This is a genomic window from Nocardioides solisilvae, assembly GCF_003194625.1.
GTDB lineage: Bacteria > Actinomycetota > Actinomycetes > Propionibacteriales > Nocardioidaceae > Nocardioides > Nocardioides solisilvae.
Genome location: NZ_QHKX01000001.1, coordinates 896,615 through 914,155 on the forward strand (window position 1 = coordinate 896,615; position 17,541 = coordinate 914,155).

Genomic DNA, 17,541 nt, shown 5'->3' on the forward strand with positions numbered 1-17,541 from the left:
GGGCGGGACGGGCGGCTCTGGTCGGAACCTGTGCGCACTCTAGCGTCAGTCGCCGGGTTCCCTCGTCACCTCTTCGTTGGTGCTGCTGACGAGCTCGCGCGCGACCTCGTGGAGCTTGGTGTTGGTGTCCTGCGAGACCCGCACGAGGAACCGGAAGGCCCGGTCCTCGGGCACCCGGAAGCGCTCGGTCACGATGCCGACGGCCTGCCCGATCACTCGGCGGGTCACCAGCGCCCGGTTGAGCTGGTCCTCGGTGCGGACCCGTCCCAGGGCGATGGCGGCGTGGGTGGCGAAGAGCTCCGCGAGCTGTGCGTCGTCGGGGTCGACGGTCGCCGTGGTGGTGGAGTACAGGTTGAGCGCGCCGAGCGTCCCGGCCTCGACGTAGAGGCGCAGGCCCAGCATGGAGCGCACCCCGGCGCGCACCGCGCCCGGCACGAACCGCGGCCAGCGCTGTGCGTGCCGGAGGTGCTCGACGAGCACGACGGACTCCTCCTCGAGCGCGTCCACGCAGGGCCCCTCGTGCAGGTCGTACTGCAGCTCGTCGAGGTCGGTCACCAGCCGGTCCGTGCCGGCCATCGTCTCGAGCCGACCGTCGGCGTGGCGGACGGTGACACCGGCGTGCGTGAAGGCCGGCAGGGTCAGGACGACGTTCTTGACGACCAGGTCGAGGGTCTCCTCCACCGACCGGGCGACGTCCACGGCTCGGCTGGCCTCGGCGAGGGCGGCGGCGAGGTCGAAGGATGCGGTCATGCGCACCCGTACCCCTTCCGGCGGCGGGACACCGGGGCGGGGGCCCCTCAGCCGCCGCAGGTGGTCGGGCGGGGGTCGCTGCCGGCCCGGCGCGAGTCCTCCAGCACCCCGGCGACCTGTTCGCGGGTCAGGACGAAGCCGGTGCTGTCGTCGACCCGGGAGGAGGCGACGACCACGCCCAGCACCTCGCCGCGCGGGGTCACCAGGGGGCCGCCGGAGTCGCCGCTGCGGATCCGCCCGCGCACCGAGTAGGCGTCGTGCTCGTGGCGACCCTCGCCCCAGATGTCGGCCGACTGCCACGGCTGCCGGGCGCGGATCCGGGCCGGCTGCAGCTCCAGGGGACCGTCGGCCGGGTAGCCGACGACCGCGGCGGGGTCGCCGCCCACCCCGTCGGTGAAGGCCAGGACCCGGCCCGTGGCGCCGGGGACGTGCAGGACGGCGACGTCCTGCCGGGGGTCGCAGGCCACGACCGTCGCGGAGCGGTCGCCCTCGGGCGTCTCGACCGTGATCCGCCTCGCGCCGCCCACCACGTGGGCCGCGGTCATCACCCGCTCGGGCGCGACGAGGAAGCCGGTGCCCTGCTGGGTGAAGACGGCCTCGTCGGCATAAATCTTCCACACCGAGCGGGAGGCGCGGACGACACCCGGCTCCCTCACGACCCCCGGCCGGGGCGGGGGGACGTCGACGATCCGGGTCGCGGTGAAGACGTCGACGTAGCGGGGGAAGTCCGACTCCTCGCCGATCTCCGAGAGCCGGCCGGCCAGGCGGGTGCTCCAGGGCAGCGGCACCCGGTCGAGGGCGCGCAGCACGACCGAGCGGTTGGCCCCCGCGGCGAGGCTGTCGACGGTGGAGCCGGCCAGGGCCAGGCCGATCATCCAGCTCACCCCGAGCGCGACGACCACGCCGAAGACCAGTCCGCCGGGCCGGTCGAGCCAGTGCGGCGGCCGCCAGCGGGCGACCCGGCCGACGCGGCGACCGACCCGCAGCACCAGAGCGCGGACCACCAGCGCGGTGACGCCGACGAAGCAGAGGGCGGCCATCGCGGTCCAGACGGAGAGCTCCACGCGCACGAGGACGAGCGGGGCCGTGAGCAGCCCGAGGGCGGTGCCCAGCACCAGCCCCGAGTAGCCCCACACCGCCCGCACCAGCCCCTCCGCCCAGCAGAGGGTGCCGACGCCCACGACGGCCGCCAGCACCAGCGCGTCGATGGCGTTCACTGCGTCCCCCCGAGAGGTCTCAGGTCACCGACCGCCCGCCAGCCAAGCCGGCAGGAGGCCGCTCCGCAGGGCGCCGTCGCGCAGGGGAGCGGCCAGCTCGAGGACCCGGCGGGTCCCGTCGAGGCCGAGGTGGCGCCACCCCTCGAGGGCGAGCCGGTCGGTCTCCCGCTCGAGCTCGCGGCGGAAGGCCGTGCCCTCCTCCGTCAGGCCGCCGTCGGCCATCCAGCCGCGCGCCGCCAGGCGGTCGGCCCCGGCGGCGTACTCCTCGTCGGTCCACCCGCGGGTGGCGCGCATGAACTCCGTCATCCCGGAGTAGAGCCCGTAGAGCACCACCGCCTCGACCGGGTCGAGGCCCGCTCGGACCAGCAGGGCGAGGTGGCCGTCACCGCGGTGCTCGCGGATCAGGGTGGCGGCGTGCCACAGGGCCAGGCCACGGTCCTCGGGCCACGGGAGGCCGGCGTACGCCGCGTAGAGCGGCCGCCCGGGTGCCGACAGGCCGGCGCAGGCGGTGCGCAGCAGCGCCAGCAGCTCGTCCAGCCCGGCGTCGTCGAGGGAGTCCCCGGCCACGTGGGCGGTGACCTGGTCCATCACCGCGGTCATGGTCCGGCGCTGGGCATCCAGCACCTGCTCGGGCGAGGCGACCTCCCACGACGAGGGCAGCGCCTTGTCGAAGAGCCACGGCGCGAAGACGTAGAACGTCGCCGCGGGGAGCGCCGGCCCCACCGGGCCGAACGGGGCCGAGCGGGCGGCGAAGTAGGAGAGCCGCGGCCGCAGCCCCAGGTCGACGTACCCCTGCGTCACCGGCTCGGCGAAGTGGGCCAGCACGTGGACCGTCTCCAGCGCGCCCCACGCCTTGCGGGAGGCCTTGGTCAGCTCGATCTCGTCGGTGGTGGGGGCGTCGGTCATGACGCGACTGTACTCAGCCCGCGAGCCGGACCTGGACGACCTCGAGCCCGGACTCCTCCGCGGCGAACCAGACCGCTCCCACCTGCGGGCTCACGGGCCTGGTGCCCTCGGGACCGACGGTGAGGTAGTGACCGAGGGCGGTCCGCCACAGGTAGCGGCCCGGGCCGACCTGGCGCACCTCGAACCCCGCGTGCGTCTTGGGCCGGTGGTTCCACCGGGAGAGCGGCTGGGAGTGGTGGGTCCCCGTCTGCCCCGGCGGCCGGTGCTCCCAGGGGGTCGGGTGGTCGAAGTCGACCCGTCTCGACCGGCCGCACGCCCAGGGGAACATGTCCCGCCCACCGGTGAGGAGCCAGACCCGCTCCTTGCCCCTCTCGGCGTGCTCGTAGCCCGTGGCGGCCACCGCCTCGGCCAGGTCGACGACGGGCTCCACCGCCACCTGGCAGGGGCCCAGCCAGTGGGCGACCTGCGAGGCCAGGACCGGCCCGCACTCCTCCACCCGCCCGACGGCCGACCGCGGATCGGCCATGCCCGCGACGGTGAGGTGGAGGTGGAGGACGGCCCGCGGGCGCAGCTGGGCCGGCTCGATGCTGCGCAGCGCGTCGAGCAGGAGCTGCAGCACACTCGAACACCTGCTCGAACAGCAGCCTTTGTCCACAGGGTGTCGCGCACAGGCTGGCACGCACGGCTGGCAGGCGACCGACCGGTCAGTCGGAGCCGAAGAGGTCGCGGGTGTAGACGCGCTCGGCGACGTCCTCGAGTTCTTTGACGAGGCGGTTGGCGACGATGAGGTCGGCCGTGGTCTTGAACTCGTCGAGGTCGCGGATGACGCGGGAGCCGAAGAAGGTGTCGTCGGGCAGCTCGGGTTCGAAGACGACGACCTCGACGCCCTTGGCCTTGATCCGCTTCATGATCCCCTGCACCGAGGAGGAGCGGAAGTTGTCGGAGCCGGCCTTCATGATCAGGCGGTGGATCCCGACGACGCGGGGGTGGCGGTCGAGGATGTCGAAGGCGATGAAGTCCTTGCGGGTGCGGTTGGCCTCGACGATGGCGGAGATGAGGGTCTGGGGGACGTCGGCGTAGTTGGCCAGGAGCTGCTTGGTGTCCTTGGGCAGGCAGTAGCCGCCGTAGCCGAAGGAGGGGTTGTTGTAGTGGGTGCCGATCCGGGGGTCCAGGCCGACGCCGTCGATGATGGCGCGGGGGTCCAGGCCGCGGGTGACGGCGAAGGAGTCGAGCTCGTTGAAGTAGGCCACGCGCATGGCGAGGTAGGTGTTGGCGAAGAGCTTGATGGCCTCGGCCTCGGTGGGGTCGGTGAGCAGGACCGGGACGTCGTCGTCCAGGGCGCCGGCCAGCAGGAGGTCGGCGAAGGTGCGGGCGCGGTCGGTGCGTTCGCCGACGATGATGCGGGAGGGGTGGAGGTTGTCGTGCAGGGCCTTGCCCTCGCGGAGGAACTCGGGGGAGAAGATCACGTGGTCGGTGCCGAGGCGGGCGCGGACGTCGTGGACGTAGCCGACGGGGATGGTGGACTTGATGACCATCACGGCGTCGGGGTTGGTGGCGGTGACGTCGCGGATGACGGACTCGACGGTGGAGGTGTCGAAGTAGTTGGTCGCGGCGTCGTAGTCGGTGGGGGTGGCGATCACGACGTAGTCGGCTCCGGCGTAGGCCGCGGGGCCGTCGTCGGTGAAGGTGAGGTCGAGGGTCTCCTCGGCGAGGTACCGGGAGATGTCGTCGTCGTGGATCGGCGAGCGGCCGGCCCTGAGGGTGGCGAGCTTGGCCGGGTTGATCTCGACCCCGACGACCGGGCAGTGCTGGGCCAGCAGCACCGCGACCGAGAGGCCGACGTAGCCCAGCCCCACCACCGCGATCCGGGGGCAGTCCTCGGGGGCGGGGGAGGCGGGGGTGTTCGGCTCGTCGGTCACGGGCGTGAGTCTAGGGAGGAAAACCGGTGGCGCGCTCCGCCCGTGCGGGGGTGAGGATGGGGGGATGACCACCACCGCGACCGACCCGATCGCCGAGATCGTGACCCTGGCCGAGCGCCCGGGGCTGATGGACGTCTTCTGGACGATGCCCGACTCGTGGCCAGAGTTCATGAAGCACGACCCGATCGGCAACGTCTGGTACGACTGCCTGGAGCAGTTCGCCGAGTTCGTGCTCGTCTGCCTGGACGCCGACGGGCAGGTGGCCGCCAAGGCCTACTCGGCGCCGTTCGCGCTCCTCGGCGACGACGGGGACGAGGACGACGTCGAGCTGCCGCCCGACGGCTGGGACGGCGTGGTCCGGCGGGCGTTGCGCGGCCGGGTCACGGGCGAGCCCGCCACCCACGTGTCGGCGATCGAGATCGTCATCCGCCCCGAGCTGCAGGGCCTCGGGCTCTCGGGCCGGATCCTGGCCGCGCTCCGCGACAACGCCGGCCGGCTCGGCTTCGCCGAGCTGCTCGCCCCGGTCCGCCCCAACGGCAAGCAGGACGCCGCGGAGCCGATGTCGTCGTACGCCTTCCGGACCCGCGACGACGGCCTGCCCGTCGACCCGTGGCTCCGGGTGCACGTGCGGGCGGGCGGGCGGATCGACCGCGTCGCCCCGCGGTCGATGACGATCCCGGGCACGCTGGCGGAGTGGCGCGCCTGGACCGGCCTGCCCTTCGACCGCAGCGGACCCGTCGTGGTGCCCGGTGCGCTGACCCCCGTGCTGTGCGACGTCGAGCACGGGACGGCCGTCTACGTCGAGCCCAACGTGTGGGTGCGGCACCCGACGGGCGCATGACCTGACCGGGCGGGTGGTACTGCTGGGGGCATGAAGCTCTTGAGGACCGCAGCACTGGCCGGCGTCGCGAAGAAGGTCTACGACGAGGCGCGCAAGCCCCACAACCAGGCCAAGATCAAGTCCGCCGTGGACCAGTTCAAGGCGAAGCAGGCCAAGAAGAAGCGCTGACCCCTACAGGCCCGCGGCCACCTCGGTGCCCTGCTTGATGGCGCGCTTCGCGTCGAGCTCGGCCGCGACGTCCGCTCCGCCGACGAGGTGCAGAGTGGCTCCGCGGTCGAGGGCGTCGTACAGGTCGCGCACCGACTCCTGACCCGCGCAGACCACCACGTGGTCGACCTCGAGCACTCGCGGCTCGCCGTCGACGGTGAGGTGCAGGCCGGCGTCGTCGATCCGCTCGTACGTCGCCCCGCTGACCTGGCGCACCCCCGACTGCTTGAGCACCGCGCGGTGCGCCCAGCCGGAGGTCTTGCCGAGGTCCTTGCCGATCGGGGTGGCCTTGCGCTGGACCAGCGTGACCTCGCGGACGGCCGTCCGCGGCTTCGCCTCGGTGAGGCCCCCGCGGTGCACCGACGGGTCGCCCACGCCCCAGTGCGACATCCACTCCTCCAGGCCGTGCTCGGCCGGGTCGTGGGTGAGGAAGTGGGAGACGTCGACGCCGATCCCGCCGGCGCCGATGACGGCGACGCGGCGGCCGACGAGGACCCGCCCGGCCAGCACGTCGGCGTACGAGACGACCTTCGGGTGGTCGATGCCCTCGATCTCGGGCACCCGCGGCGCCACCCCGGTGGCGACGACGACGTGGTCGAAGCCGGCGATGTCGTCAGGCCCGGCCTCGGTGCCGAGCCGGACGTCGACGCCGAGCACCTCGAGGCGGCGGGCGTAGTAGCGCAGCGTCTCGGCGAACTCCTCCTTGCCCGGCACCTGCATCGCGAGGCGGAACTGTCCGCCGATCTCGGGGAGCCGCTCGAAGAGGGTGACCGCGAGCCCGCGCTCGGCGGCGCTCACGGCCGTGGCCAGGCCGGCGGGACCGGCCCCGACGACGGCGACCGACTCCTTGCGACGGGCCGGCGACAGGACCAGCAGCGTCTCGTGGCAGGCCCGCGGGTTGACCAGGCAGGACGACGTCCTGTTGCTGAAGGTGTGGTCCAGGCAGGCCTGGTTGCAGGCGATGCAGGTGTTGATCTCGTCGGCGCGGCCGGCGGCGGCCTTGTTGACGAAGTCGGGGTCGGCGAGCAGCGGCCGGGCCATCGAGACGAGGTCGGCGTCGCCGGAGGCCAGGATCTCCTCGGCGACGTCGGGGGTGTTGATCCGGTTGGAGGCGCAGACCGGCACCGACACCTCGGCCTTGAGCCGCGCGGTGAAGGAGCGCCAGGCCGCCCGCGGCACCTGCGTGATGATCGTCGGCACCCGCGCCTCGTGCCACCCGATGCCGGTGTTGAAGGCGGTCACGCCCGCCTCCTCGAGCCGGTGGGCCAGCTCGAGGGTCTCCTCCCAGGTCTGCCCGTCCTCGACGAGGTCGAGCAGCGAGATCCGGTAGACGACCGGGAAGTCACCGACCAGCTCGCGGGTGCGGCGGACCACCTCGACGGGGAAGCGCATCCGCTTCTCGGCGCTGCCGCCCCACGCGTCGGTGCGGTCGTTGGTGCGGGCGGCGAGGAACTGGTTGATCAGGTAGCCCTCGGAGCCCATGATCTCGACCGCGTCGTAGCCCGCCTTGCGGGCCAGCGCGACGGACTTCGCGAAGTCGGTGGCGGTCCGGTCGACCGCCTTGGTCGACATCGCGCGCGGCGAGAAGGGGGTGATCGGCGACTTCCGCGCCGACGCGCCCGCGCTGAAGGGGTGGTAGCCGTAGCGGCCGGCGTGCAGCACCTGCAGGGCGATCGCGCCGCCCTCGGCGTGCACCGCCTCGGTGACCCGTTGGTGCCGCGCCGCCTGGAGACGGGTGGTCATCTCGGAGGCGAACGGCTTGAGCCATCCCCGCTTGTTGGGGGCGTAGCCACCGGTGACGATGAGGCCGACACCGCCGCGGGCGCGCTCGGCGAAGTACGCCGAGAGCCGGTCGAGGTGCCAGGGCGCGTCCTCGAGGCCGGTGTGCATCGACCCCATCACCACGCGGTTGCGCAGGGTGAGCGGGCCGAGGTCGAGCGGCCGGAGCAGGTGCGGGTAGGTCATCGGGTCTCTCCTGGGGTGTGGGCGTCGAGGTAGTCCTCGAGCCAGCCGACCCAGAACTCCTCCAGCCGGATGCCGCCGCGCAGCACCAGGAACTGGTCGAGCGCGTGGCCGGTCAGGGCGGCGGGGTCGTCGTAGGCCTTCTCGAGGCGGCGGTAGTGGTCGAGGCGGGCGAGGTGGTCGGCGAGGTTGGCGCGCAGCACCTCGAGGACGGCGGCGCGCTCCCCGAACGAGGCGCCCCGCATCTTGACCGCGACCTCGCTGCGCAGCTCCTCCATCGGGGTGGGCGCCGCCAGCCAGTCGGCGAGCGCGGCCGCGCCCGCGTCGGTGACGGCGTACACCTTGCGGTCGGGGGCGCCGGCCTGCGGCACCACCTCGACGGCGAGCCAGCCGTCCTTCTCCATCCGGCCGAGCACCCGATAGATCTGCTGGTGGGTCGCGTGCCAGAAGAAGCCGATCGACTTGTCGAAGCGGCGCGCGAGCTCGAGCCCGGAGCCGGGCTTCTCGCTGAGCGCCACGAGCAGGGCGTGTTCCAGGGCCACGCGGGGAAGGATGGCAGCGCTATGCAACGAGTTGCAAGGCCATCCCACGGATCGGACGGCGCGGCACCCCACACCGTGACAGTTCTCCTGTCACGGTGTCTGCGATGATGCCGGGCATGGTCTACGCACTCGGTCAGGGAACGGGCCCGCTCAAGGGCGTCAAGGTCGTGGAGATCGCCGGCATCGGGCCCGGCCCGCACGCGTGCACGATCCTCGCCGACCTCGGCGCCGACGTGGTCCGGGTCGAGCGGCCGGGCGGCAACCCCCTCGGCGGCGGACCCGCCGACCTGCTCACCCGCGGCCGTCCCAGCGTCGCCCTCGACCTCAAGCGGCCCGAGGCCGTCGCCGCGGTCCTCGACCTGGTCGAGCGCGCCGACGTGCTCGTCGAGGGGATGCGCCCCGGTGTCACCGAGCGGCTCGGCCTCGGCCCTGAGGACTGCTGGGCCCGCAACCCCGCGCTGGTCTACGGGCGGATGACCGGCTGGGGCCAGGACGGCCCGCTCGCCCACACCGCCGGCCACGACATGAACTACGTCGGGCTGGCCGGCGTCCTGCACGGCCTCGGGCAGGACCCGGCCCGCCCGCACTTCCCCGGCAACCTGCTGGGCGACTTCGGCGGCGGCTCCACCTACCTGGTGATCGGGGTCCTCGCCGCCCTGCTGGAGGCCCGCGTCTCCGGGCAGGGGCAGGTCGTCGACGCGGCGATCGTCGACGGCACCGCCCACCTGGCGACCATGTACGCCGGGTTCCTGGCGATGGGCGTCCAGCAGGAGCGCCGCGCGGCCTCGCTGCTCGACGGCGGGGTGCCCTACTACGACGTCTACGAGACCAGCGACGGCGGCCACCTCTCGGTCGGGGCGCTCGAGCCGCAGTTCTACGCCGAGCTGCTGCGGCTGCTCGACCTCGAGGAGCTGCCGAGCCGCGACGACCCGGCCAACCTCCCCGCCATCCGGGAGGCGTTCACCGCCCGCTTCGCCGAGCGCACCCTCGCCGAGTGGACCGAGCACTTCGACGGCACCGACGCGTGCGTCGCCCCGATCCTCCCGATGACCGAGGCGGCGCGTCACCCCCAGGTCGCTGCGCGCGGCACGTACGTCGAGCGCGACGGCGTCCTCCAGCCCGCCCCCGCGCCGCGCTTCTCGCGGACGCAGGCCACGATCTCGATGTCGCCCCCGGCCACGGGCGGCCAGACCCGGGAGGCGCTGGAAGCCTGGGGCGTGGCCGGCGTCGACGAGCTGATCGCCTCGGGCGCCGCCGTCCAGGCCTGAGGCCCGCTACATTCGCAGGATGGAGAACGCGGACCGCACCCAGCACGTCGACGTGCTGATCATCGGGGCCGGGCTGTCGGGCATCGGAGCGGCCAGCAAGCTGTCCCGCGAGCTGCCCGGCAAGAGCTACGCGGTCCTCGAGCGTCGCCCGCGGATGGGCGGCACGTGGGACCTCTTCCGCTACCCGGGCGTGCGTTCCGACTCCGACATGTTCACCCTCGGCTACCGGTTCAAGCCGTGGCGCGGCGAGAAGGCGCTCGCCGACGGCGCCTCGATCCTCGACTACGTGCGCGAGACCGCGGCCGAGCACGACGTCGACCGGCACGTCCGCTACGACCGGCGGGTGGTCGCCGCCGACTGGGACTCCGACGCCGCGCGCTGGACCGTGACGGCCGAGGTCACCCACGAGGACGTGGGCGGCGGCTCGATCACCGAGCGGGAGACCTGGACCTGCTCCTTCCTGTGGGCGTGCAGCGGCTACTACGACTACGACCGCGGCTACCTCCCCGAGCTCCCCGGCCTCGACCGCTTCGGCGGCCGGGTGGTCCACCCGCAGCACTGGCCCGCCGGGCTGGAGTACGCCGGGAAGCGGGTCGTCGTGATCGGCTCCGGCGCCACGGCGGTCACCCTCGTCCCGGCCATGGCCCTGCCGTCGGCCGAGGAGGGCGGAGCCGCTCACGTGACGATGCTGCAGCGCTCCCCGACGTACGTCCTGCCCGTCCCCGGCACCGACAAGATCGGGCTCGCCCTCAAGCGCGTGCTGCCCGAGAAGGCCTCCTACCGGGTGACCCGCTGGAAGAACGTCGCCCAGGCGACGCTGCTCTTCCAGGCCTCCCAGCGCTGGCCCGGCCCGGTCCGCCGGATGATCCGCCGGCTCAACGCCAGGATGCTGCCCGAGGGCTACCCCGTCGACGTCCACTTCAAGCCGACCTACGGCCCGTGGGACCAGCGGATGTGCCTGGTCCCCGACGGCGACCTCTTCCGGGCGATCAGCGCCGGAAGGGCATCGGTGGCCACCGGCACGATCGAGACCTTCGACGAGACCGGGGTGCGGCTCACCGACGGCACCCACCTCGAGGCCGACGTGGTCGTCACCGCGACCGGGCTCAACCTGCTCGCCTTCGGCGGCATGGAGCTGAGCGTCGACGGCAAGCCCGTCGAGCTGGCCGAGACGATGGCCTACAAGGCGATGATGCTGTCGGGGATCCCCAACTTCGCCTACACGATCGGCTACACCAACGCCTCCTGGACGCTCAAGGCCGACCTCGTCGCCGAGTACGTCTGCCGGCTGCTCGCCCACCTCGACGCCCACGGCCTGCGCTCCGCCGTCCCGGAGCGCGACCCGTCGATCGCCGAGGAGCCCTTCATGGACTTCGAGGCTGGCTACGTCCTGCGCTCGATCGACCGGCTCCCCAAGCAGGGGTCGGTCGAGCCGTGGAAGCTGCGGCAGAACTACGTCCACGACGTCAGGACGATCCGCCGCGGCGCGATCGACGACGGGGTGCTCGCCTTCCGCTGACCCGGCCGCTCAGTGGACGAGCTTGAGCCCGACCACGCAGCCGATCAGCCCGAGGATCAGCAGCACCCGTGCCACCGAGACCGGCTCGGCGCCGGTCGCCATCGCCCACGCGACGGTGAGCGAGGCGCCGATGCCGACCCAGACGGCGTACGCCGTGCCGACCGGCAGGTCGCGCATCGCCCAGGCCAGGCCCAGCATGCTCAGGACGACCGAGACCCCGAAGACCACCGAGGGCACCGGCCGGGTGAACCCCTCCGAACGGCCCAGGGCCGTCGCCCACACCGCCTCGAGGACCCCGGAGACCACCAGCACGACCCACGCCATGACACACCGCTCCTGGTGCCGTCTTGTCGCGTGGCCGGGTACGGCACCCCTCGTCCGGGAGCCCGGGAGCGGGCCCTGGTGACCAGTGTCGCAAACGCCGCGATGCCGCCGGAGGAGGCCCGAGGGGCTAGTGTGACGGGCAGACGCCTCGTCAAGTCTTGCCTCGAGCGTCCTGCGGAGCCCGACACGCTCGGTCCCCGCCCTCACTTCGTGAGGCACACGCAGCGGCCCGCTCGGGACCGCCAGCCCCGCCACCGGCGGAAGCGCGTTGGTGAGACACCAACCGAAAGATCTCCACATGAAATTCGCCGACCTCGGCGTGCCCTCCGCCCTGTCCACCGCGCTCGCGGAGCGGGGCATCACGGAACCCACCCCCATCCAGGCCGCGACGCTGCCCGACTCGCTGGCGGGTCGCGACGTCCTGGGCCGGGGCCGCACCGGCTCCGGCAAGACCTACGCCTTCCTGCTGCCGCTGGTCGCGCGGCTGGACGCCGCCAAGCTGCCGGCGATGCCGCGCAAGCCCCGCGCGCTGATCCTGGCCCCGACCCGTGAGCTGGTCGGCCAGATCGTCGAGTCCCTCGCCCCCCTGGCGAAGGTCGCCGGCCTCACCACCCAGACCGTCTTCGGCGGCGTGGGCCAGGGCCCGCAGGTCGCGGGCCTCAAGCGCGGCGTCGACATCGTCGTCGCCTGCCCCGGCCGGCTCGAGGACCTCATGGGCCAGGGCCACTGCGACCTCTCCGCCATCGAGGTGACGATCCTCGACGAGGCCGACCACATGGCCGACCTGGGCTTCCTGCCCGGCGTGAAGCGGATCATGGACAAGACCCCCAAGCGGGGCCAGCGGCTGCTCTTCTCGGCGACCCTCGACAAGGCGATCGACGTCCTGGTCAAGCGCTACCTGAGCAACCCGGTCACCCACCAGGCCGACTCGGCGCAGTCGCCGGTCGCCACGATGGCCCACCACGTGCTGCACACGCGGCGCGAGCAGCGGCTGCCGATCCTGGTCGACCTGACCAGCGCCCCGGGCCGCACGGTGGTCTTCACCCGCACCAAGTACGGCGCCAAGGCGCTGGCCCGCCAGCTCAACAGCAACGGCGTGCCCGCGGTCGAGCTGCACGGCAACCTGTCGCAGAACGCCCGGGTCCGCAACATGGAGGCCTTCCACTCCGGCAAGGCCACGACCCTGGTCGCCACCGACGTCGCCGCCCGCGGCATCCACGTGGACGACGTCTCGCTGGTGGTCCACGCCGACCCGCCGTCGGAGCACAAGGCCTACCTGCACCGCTCGGGCCGCACCGCTCGCGCCGGCGCCGAGGGCACCGTCGTCACGCTGATGACCGACGACCAGGTCCGCGACGTGCGCGACCTGACCCGTCTCGCCGGGATCAAGCCGACCACCACCAAGGTCGACTCCGCCGGCCACCCGATCCTCGTCCAGCTGGCCCCGGGCGAGCGGACGCTGGTGCCGGGCGGCTACGCACCCCCCGCCCCGGCGGGCAACCGCACCGCCGGTGAGCAGGGCCAGGCCCGCAACGGCGGCGGCGGGCGCAACCGTTCCCGCGGCGCGCGCTCCGGCGCGAAGGCCGGCGCGCCGCGCGCGGGCGGCCAGAAGTCGGGCGCGAAGCAGGGCGCAGCCAAGTCCGGCGGCGCCAAGACTGGGGGCGCCAAGTCCGGCGGCCAGGGCGGCGGTCAGAAGTCCGGCGGCGGCCGTCGTCGCGGCGGGGCCGGCAGCAGCACCGTCTACAGCACCTCCACGGGCGGCTCCTCGCACAGCGCCGCCTCGTTCAGCGGACGCCGCTGACCGACGTACGACGACGCCCCCGCACCCCCGGGTGCGGGGGCGTCGTCGCGCCCGCCCCCCTCGTACAGTCGGGGTCGTGACGCGGCGCCGGCCGCGGGAGGGTGGGTGATCGGTCGTGCGGGCGTTCCTGCGACGGGCGCTGTGGGACGTCGTCCCGCGCGACCAGCGCGACACCGCCGCGGCCCTGCGCCGACGCCAGGTCGTCGTGGGGATCGTCGTGCTGCTCGGCGCCGCCCTGCTCGGCTGGTCGGTCCGGCTCGAGCCCGGCGACGACCTCTTCTACCTCGGCACCACCGCGCTCGCGGCGCTGTGGGCGGCCGGGTCGCTCGTCTCCGGCCGGCTCCACCTGGGCCGGATCGCCTTCCGGGACCGGCTCGCCCGGCCCGTGCTCACCCCGCTGGCGCTCGGCTTCGGGCTCGCCGCGGTCTTCATCCTCGGCGCGCTGGTGGTGCGCCAGATCCCCTTCCTGGAGGACCAGGTCGGCTCGGTCCTCGACTTCGCCGACGAGGGATCGGTGCCGCTTCTCGTGGTGATCACGGCGGTCAGCGGGGTGGCCGAGGAGCTCTTCTTCCGCGGCGCCGCCTACGCGGCGATCCCGCGGCACCCCGTGCTCTGGACGAGCCTCGCGTACGTCGTCGCCACGGGCGCCACGGGCAACGTCATGCTGACCTTCGCGGCCGGCCTGCTCGGGGTGCTCTGCGGGCTGCAGCGGCGCGCGTCGGGCGGGATCCTCGCGCCCGCGCTCACCCACGTGAGCTGGTCGCTGACGATGCTGCTGGTGCTGCCGTACCTGATCGCCTGACGCCTCCGGCGTCCTGCCGTGCGTTCAGCGGCCTCCGGCCTCGAGGGCCCGCCGGACCGACTCCTCGTAGCTCAGCGGCTCGAAGGGGAGCAGGTCGCGGATCGAGTGGTCGGTCACGACCACCTCGGTGCCCATCGAGTCGATGAGGTTGCGCCCGGTGGTGGCGTCGATGTCGGTGACGAAGGAGAGCCAGTAGGAGGAGAGCCGCGGGGTGAAGACGGGCACCGCGACGACCGGGACCGCCTCGCCGTGCATCACCTCGGAGGCGACCTCCAGCATCCGGCGGTAGGTGAGGACCTCGGAACCGCCGATCTCGAAGGTCCGCCCGAACGCCTCCTCGCGCCCGACCACGCCGACGAGGTAGCGGATCACGTCGTCCAGCGCGATCGGCTGGGTGCGGGTGTCGGCCCACCGCGGCACCACCATCGCCGGCAGGTTCTTCACCAGCTGGCGCGTGATCTCCCAGGAGATCCCGCCGTGCCCGACGACGATCGCGGCCCGGAGCACCGTCACCGGCGTGCCGGCCTCGGCGAGCAGCCGCTCCACCTCGCGGCGGCTGCGCAGGTGGGGGGAGAGGTCGCCGTCCTCGGCGCCGAGACCGCCGAGGTAGACGATCTGGCGGACCCCCGCGGCGGCCGCCTGCCGCCCGAAGGTGCGGGCCGCCTCGGCGTCCTCGGCCTCGAAGTCGTCGCGGTCCAGCGAGTGCACCAGGTAGACCGCCACGTCGACCCCCTCCAGCGCCTCGGCCAGGCTGTCGGGGTCGGTGACGTCGGCGCCCACCGGGGTGCCCGGGCCGTCGTACTCCCCTGGGCGCCGGGTCATCGCCCGGACGTCGTGGCCCTCGTCCAGCAGGGCGGGGACCAGGCGGCTGCCGACGAAGCCGGTGGCGCCGGTGACGAGCACTGTGGTGGTGGTCATGCTCGAAGCCTAGGCAGGGACGGGTGAAGCCGGGGTCAGGCGCGAGTAGGGTCGGGAGCATGACCGAGCAGACCGCCCCCCGTGCGCTCGACGAGGACCAGGCCTGGGAGTTCCTGCGCTCCCACGAGTTCGGCCGGCTGGCGTTCCACCTGGCCGACGAGGTCCACATCGCGCCCATCAACTACGCCGTCGACCACCGCACGCTCCTCTTCCGCACGGCGGAGGGCAGCAAGCTGCTCGGCGTCGTGATGAACCCCGACATCGCCTTCGAGGTCGACGAGATCGACGAGCACGAGGCGACCAGCATCGTGATCCGCGGCACGGCCCGCCGCCTGGAGGAGGACGAGGCGCACCGCGCCGAGAACGTCCCCCTCCGGCCCTGGGTCGACGACCTCAAGTACGACGTCGTCGAGATCACGCCGACCGAGGTCACCGGCCGCCGGTTCCACCTGAGCCGGCCCTGGCTGCACCTGCGCCCCGAGCACGAGTGACCGAGCGCGAGTGACGCTCAGGACTCCTGGAGCGCCTCCTCCTGGAGGGCCATGACGGGGTCCAGCCGCGTCACGGCGCGGGTCTCGAGGTCGATCATCACGGCCATGTCCTCGGGCACCGGCGTCCAGCCGGGCTCGTCCAGCCCGCTGGAGACGACGGTGAGCCCCTCCTCCTCGGTGCGGTAGTCCATCGCGAAGTACTCGCTGAGGTGCCGCGGGGGCACGTCGTCCTCGTCGTCGAAGAGGTCGCGCAGGCCCTGGCGGGGCGAGGTGGCGCGGCTGTTCACGTGGATCGCGACCATGTGGGTCGGGGTGAGCATGAGCGCGTTGAGGCTGCAGTCGGCGAAGTCCTTGAGCAGCCGGCCCAGCGCGTGCCGGAGGCCGGTCTCGAGGTCGCCGTGCTCGTCGATGCACTGCTTGACGAACCGGAAGTAGCGCTCGGAGTCGGTGTCGCCCACCAGCAGCGCCTTCGTCGCGGGCGTCAGCAGCGCCTCGAGGTCGGCGATGGGGGAGACGTGGCCGTTGTGGGCGAAGGCGTAGTCGCCGTCGGTGAAGGGGTGGGTGTTCTCCGGCCGGACCGGCAGCCCGCCGGTGGCCCAGCGCAGGTGGACGAAGCCCGCCTTGCCGAGCGGACGCCGCACCAGCTCGTCGTACCGCTCGTCGTCGGCGGCGGAGTCGGACGAGGTGACCGCGTGCGTGCCCTCCTCGTCGCGCCACGCCATCCCCCAGCCGTCGCCGTGCACGCGGGTGAGGGCGGTGAAGCCCTCCAGCCCCTCCTCCCCGAGGAGCTCCTCCACCGAGATCGGTTCCTGGCGCACCCAGCCCAGCAAGCGGCACATCTGTGTGGTCTCCTCCTCGAAGCGACGGCATGACGGTCCACCGACCACTGTGCCCGATCGGGGGCGACGCATGAGTCGGGCGCATGGGTCCGGCCCCCGACGGGGTAAGAGGGCCGCATGCGAGCGATGGGTGTCGAGGAAGAGCTGCTGCTGGTGGACCCGACGACGGGGGCGCCGACCTCCCGGGCGGCGGAGGTGCTGCGCGCGGCGGCGGTGCGCGAGGAGCGCGACCCCGCACCGGCGACGGAGAAGGGCGGGTCGCTCGGCCACGAGCTCCAGAAGAGCCAGGTCGAGACCGACACTCCCCCCGAGACGAGCCTGGCGAAGCTCGAGGAGGCGCTGCGCGCCTGGCGCGAGCGGACCCGGGTCAGCGCCCTCGAGGTCGGCGCGCGGGTGCTCGCCACCGGCACCTCACCGCTGGAGGGGGGCACCAGCCACCTGCGCACCCCGCGGTTCGACGCGATGGCCGCCCGCTACGGGCTGACGCTCGCCGAGCAGCTCACCTGCGGCTGCCACGTCCACGTCGACGTGGCCGACGACGACGAGGGCGTGGCGGTGCTCGACCGGATCCGCGTCTGGCTGCCGGTCCTGCTCGCGCTGAGCGCCAACTCCCCGTGGACCAGCGGGGTCGACACGGCGTACGAGAGCTACCGCTCCCAGATGATGGTGCGCTGGCCCAGCAGCGGGCCGACCCCCGTCTTCGGCTCGGTGAAGGCCTACCGGGCCCACGTGCAGGCGATGCTCGACACCGAGGTGCTGCTCGACGAGGGGATGGTCTACAGCGACGCCCGCGTCTCGGCCCAGCACCCGACGGTCGAGGTGCGCGCCGCCGACGTCTGCCTCGACGTGCGCGACACGGTCCTGGTCGCGGCGCTCAGCCGCGCCCTGGTCGAGACCGCGGCCGGCGAGTGGGCCGACGGTCGCCCGGCCCCCGCGGCCGAGGTGCCGGTGCTCCGGCTGGCCACGTGGCAGGCCGGTCGCTACGGGCTCGACGGCCAGCTCGTCGACCCCACCTCCTGCCACCCGAAGCCGGCGCGCGAGGTGCTCGACGCGATGCTCGAGCACGTCGACGACGCGCTCGGTGCCTACGGCGACCGCGAGCTCGTGCACGCCGGCGTCGACCGGCTCTTCGCCGAGGGCACCGGATCGGTGCGCCAGCGCGCACTGCTCGCCGAGCACGACCCGGCCACCGTGGTCTCCCAGCTCGCCCGGATCACCGCCGGCGAGGAGTGAGC

The 17,541-nt window shown here is 73.4% G+C and carries 18 protein-coding genes and 1 riboswitch; of the genes, 8 read left to right on the forward strand and 10 right to left on the reverse strand.

The features are described from left to right. Window positions 1-45: 45 nt before the first annotated feature. The 5 genes from DNK53_RS04300 to DNK53_RS04320 form a co-directional block, all read right to left on the reverse strand. Window positions 46-750 (reverse strand): GAF and ANTAR domain-containing protein, encoded by a 705-nt coding sequence (locus DNK53_RS04300; protein ID WP_110181008.1) that lies wholly within the window; start codon window positions 748-750, stop codon window positions 46-48. A 47-nt stretch (window positions 751-797) separates the two neighbouring features. After that, window positions 798-1,967: a MarP family serine protease gene (locus DNK53_RS04305; protein WP_110181009.1), complete on the reverse strand. Its 1,170-nt coding sequence runs from the start codon at window positions 1,965-1,967 to the stop codon at window positions 798-800. Between the two features lie 24 nt (window positions 1,968-1,991). Then, window positions 1,992-2,873 carry an SCO6745 family protein gene (locus tag DNK53_RS04310; protein WP_110181010.1) on the reverse strand — a complete coding sequence of 294 codons (882 nt, stop codon included), beginning with the start codon at window positions 2,871-2,873 and terminating at the stop codon, window positions 1,992-1,994. Window positions 2,874-2,886: 13 nt separating this feature from the next. Then, window positions 2,887-3,492: a hypothetical protein gene (locus tag DNK53_RS04315; RefSeq protein ID WP_110181011.1), complete on the reverse strand. Its 606-nt coding sequence runs from the start codon at window positions 3,490-3,492 to the stop codon at window positions 2,887-2,889. An 85-nt stretch (window positions 3,493-3,577) separates the two neighbouring features. Continuing rightward, window positions 3,578-4,729, reverse strand: coding sequence for a nucleotide sugar dehydrogenase (locus DNK53_RS04320; protein WP_275425734.1), 1,152 nt, complete (start codon window positions 4,727-4,729; stop codon window positions 3,578-3,580). Window positions 4,730-4,856: 127 nt separating this feature from the next. Here DNK53_RS04320 and DNK53_RS04325 point away from each other — a divergent pair, with 127 nt between their 5' ends. Both DNK53_RS04325 and DNK53_RS17700 read left to right on the forward strand, forming a co-directional pair. Next, window positions 4,857-5,633: an N-acetyltransferase gene (locus DNK53_RS04325; protein ID WP_110181013.1), complete on the forward strand. Its 777-nt coding sequence runs from the start codon at window positions 4,857-4,859 to the stop codon at window positions 5,631-5,633. Between the two features lie 30 nt (window positions 5,634-5,663). Beyond that, on the forward strand, window positions 5,664-5,801 hold the full coding sequence (locus DNK53_RS17700) for a hypothetical protein (protein WP_204163734.1): 138 nt from the start codon (window positions 5,664-5,666) through the stop codon (window positions 5,799-5,801). A 3-nt stretch (window positions 5,802-5,804) separates the two neighbouring features. On the opposite strand, the gene DNK53_RS04330 is transcribed toward DNK53_RS17700, so the two are convergent. Further along, window positions 5,805-7,805 (reverse strand): NADPH-dependent 2,4-dienoyl-CoA reductase, encoded by a 2,001-nt coding sequence (locus DNK53_RS04330; RefSeq protein WP_110181014.1) that lies wholly within the window; start codon window positions 7,803-7,805, stop codon window positions 5,805-5,807. Continuing rightward, complete coding sequence (locus DNK53_RS04335) at window positions 7,802-8,344, reverse strand: PadR family transcriptional regulator (protein WP_110181015.1); 543 nt, start codon at window positions 8,342-8,344, stop codon at window positions 7,802-7,804. The genes DNK53_RS04330 and DNK53_RS04335 overlap by 4 nt, the downstream gene beginning before the upstream one ends. A 116-nt stretch (window positions 8,345-8,460) precedes the next feature. Here DNK53_RS04335 and DNK53_RS04340 point away from each other — a divergent pair, with 116 nt between their 5' ends. Together DNK53_RS04340 and DNK53_RS04345 are read left to right on the forward strand one after the other, a co-directional pair. Continuing rightward, a complete protein-coding gene (locus DNK53_RS04340) occupies window positions 8,461-9,612 on the forward strand; it encodes a CaiB/BaiF CoA transferase family protein (protein WP_110181406.1) in 1,152 nt (383 codons plus the stop codon). A 19-nt stretch (window positions 9,613-9,631) separates the two neighbouring features. Continuing rightward, a complete protein-coding gene (locus tag DNK53_RS04345) occupies window positions 9,632-11,131 on the forward strand; it encodes a flavin-containing monooxygenase (protein ID WP_110181016.1) in 1,500 nt (499 codons plus the stop codon). Between the two features lie 9 nt (window positions 11,132-11,140). Here DNK53_RS04345 and DNK53_RS04350 read toward each other — a convergent pair whose 3' ends face one another. Then, window positions 11,141-11,455 carry a DMT family transporter gene (locus tag DNK53_RS04350; RefSeq protein WP_110181017.1) on the reverse strand — a complete coding sequence of 105 codons (315 nt, stop codon included), beginning with the start codon at window positions 11,453-11,455 and terminating at the stop codon, window positions 11,141-11,143. A 12-nt stretch (window positions 11,456-11,467) separates the two neighbouring features. After that, window positions 11,468-11,534: riboswitch (guanidine-III (ykkC-III) riboswitch) on the reverse strand. 219 nt (window positions 11,535-11,753) lie between these two features. Between DNK53_RS04350 and DNK53_RS04355 the strand changes: the two genes are divergently transcribed. Together DNK53_RS04355 and DNK53_RS04360 are read left to right on the forward strand one after the other, a co-directional pair. Continuing rightward, window positions 11,754-13,256: a DEAD/DEAH box helicase gene (locus DNK53_RS04355; protein WP_110181018.1), complete on the forward strand. Its 1,503-nt coding sequence runs from the start codon at window positions 11,754-11,756 to the stop codon at window positions 13,254-13,256. A gap of 115 nt (window positions 13,257-13,371) precedes the next feature. Beyond that, window positions 13,372-14,058, forward strand: a complete 687-nt coding sequence (locus DNK53_RS04360; protein ID WP_110181019.1) for a CPBP family intramembrane glutamic endopeptidase — start codon at window positions 13,372-13,374, stop codon at window positions 14,056-14,058. Between the two features lie 24 nt (window positions 14,059-14,082). On the opposite strand, the gene DNK53_RS04365 is transcribed toward DNK53_RS04360, so the two are convergent. Further along, entirely contained in the window at window positions 14,083-14,976 is an 894-nt protein-coding gene (locus DNK53_RS04365; protein WP_110181020.1) for an NAD(P)H-binding protein, read from the reverse strand. Between the two features lie 59 nt (window positions 14,977-15,035). On the opposite strand from DNK53_RS04365, the gene DNK53_RS04370 reads away from it, so the two are divergent. Next, window positions 15,036-15,467: a pyridoxamine 5'-phosphate oxidase family protein gene (locus tag DNK53_RS04370; protein ID WP_110181021.1), complete on the forward strand. Its 432-nt coding sequence runs from the start codon at window positions 15,036-15,038 to the stop codon at window positions 15,465-15,467. Window positions 15,468-15,484: 17 nt separating this feature from the next. Here DNK53_RS04370 and DNK53_RS04375 read toward each other — a convergent pair whose 3' ends face one another. After that, the gene (locus DNK53_RS04375; RefSeq protein ID WP_162599773.1) at window positions 15,485-16,306 is read right to left on the reverse strand and encodes a class II glutamine amidotransferase; all 822 of its coding nucleotides are present in this window, start codon (window positions 16,304-16,306) and stop codon (window positions 15,485-15,487) included. A gap of 117 nt (window positions 16,307-16,423) precedes the next feature. Here DNK53_RS04375 and DNK53_RS04380 point away from each other — a divergent pair, with 117 nt between their 5' ends. After that, window positions 16,424-17,539, forward strand: coding sequence for a carboxylate-amine ligase (locus DNK53_RS04380; RefSeq protein ID WP_110181023.1), 1,116 nt, complete (start codon window positions 16,424-16,426; stop codon window positions 17,537-17,539). Window positions 17,540-17,541 lie beyond the last annotated feature (2 nt).

Excerpts from the sequence above, each read along its gene's own strand:
- DNK53_RS04300 (WP_110181008.1), bottom strand. The coding sequence starts at position 750 with ATGACCGCATCCTTCGACCTCGCCGCCGCCCTCGCCGAGGCCAGCCGA.
- DNK53_RS04310 (WP_110181010.1), bottom strand. The coding sequence starts at position 2,873 with ATGACCGACGCCCCCACCACCGACGAGATCGAGCTGACCAAGGCCTCC.
- DNK53_RS04325 (WP_110181013.1), top strand. The coding sequence starts at position 4,857 with ATGACCACCACCGCGACCGACCCGATCGCCGAGATCGTGACCCTGGCC.
- DNK53_RS17700 (WP_204163734.1), top strand. The coding sequence starts at position 5,664 with ATGAAGCTCTTGAGGACCGCAGCACTGGCCGGCGTCGCGAAGAAGGTC.
- DNK53_RS04330 (WP_110181014.1), bottom strand. The coding sequence starts at position 7,805 with ATGACCTACCCGCACCTGCTCCGGCCGCTCGACCTCGGCCCGCTCACC.
- DNK53_RS04340 (WP_110181406.1), top strand. The coding sequence starts at position 8,461 with ATGGTCTACGCACTCGGTCAGGGAACGGGCCCGCTCAAGGGCGTCAAG.
- DNK53_RS04345 (WP_110181016.1), top strand. The coding sequence starts at position 9,632 with ATGGAGAACGCGGACCGCACCCAGCACGTCGACGTGCTGATCATCGGG.
- DNK53_RS04350 (WP_110181017.1), bottom strand. The coding sequence starts at position 11,455 with ATGGCGTGGGTCGTGCTGGTGGTCTCCGGGGTCCTCGAGGCGGTGTGG.
- DNK53_RS04355 (WP_110181018.1), top strand. The coding sequence starts at position 11,754 with ATGAAATTCGCCGACCTCGGCGTGCCCTCCGCCCTGTCCACCGCGCTC.
- DNK53_RS04365 (WP_110181020.1), bottom strand. The coding sequence starts at position 14,976 with ATGACCACCACCACAGTGCTCGTCACCGGCGCCACCGGCTTCGTCGGC.
- DNK53_RS04370 (WP_110181021.1), top strand. The coding sequence starts at position 15,036 with ATGACCGAGCAGACCGCCCCCCGTGCGCTCGACGAGGACCAGGCCTGG.
- DNK53_RS04375 (WP_162599773.1), bottom strand. The coding sequence starts at position 16,306 with ATGTGCCGCTTGCTGGGCTGGGTGCGCCAGGAACCGATCTCGGTGGAG.
- DNK53_RS04380 (WP_110181023.1), top strand. The coding sequence starts at position 16,424 with ATGCGAGCGATGGGTGTCGAGGAAGAGCTGCTGCTGGTGGACCCGACG.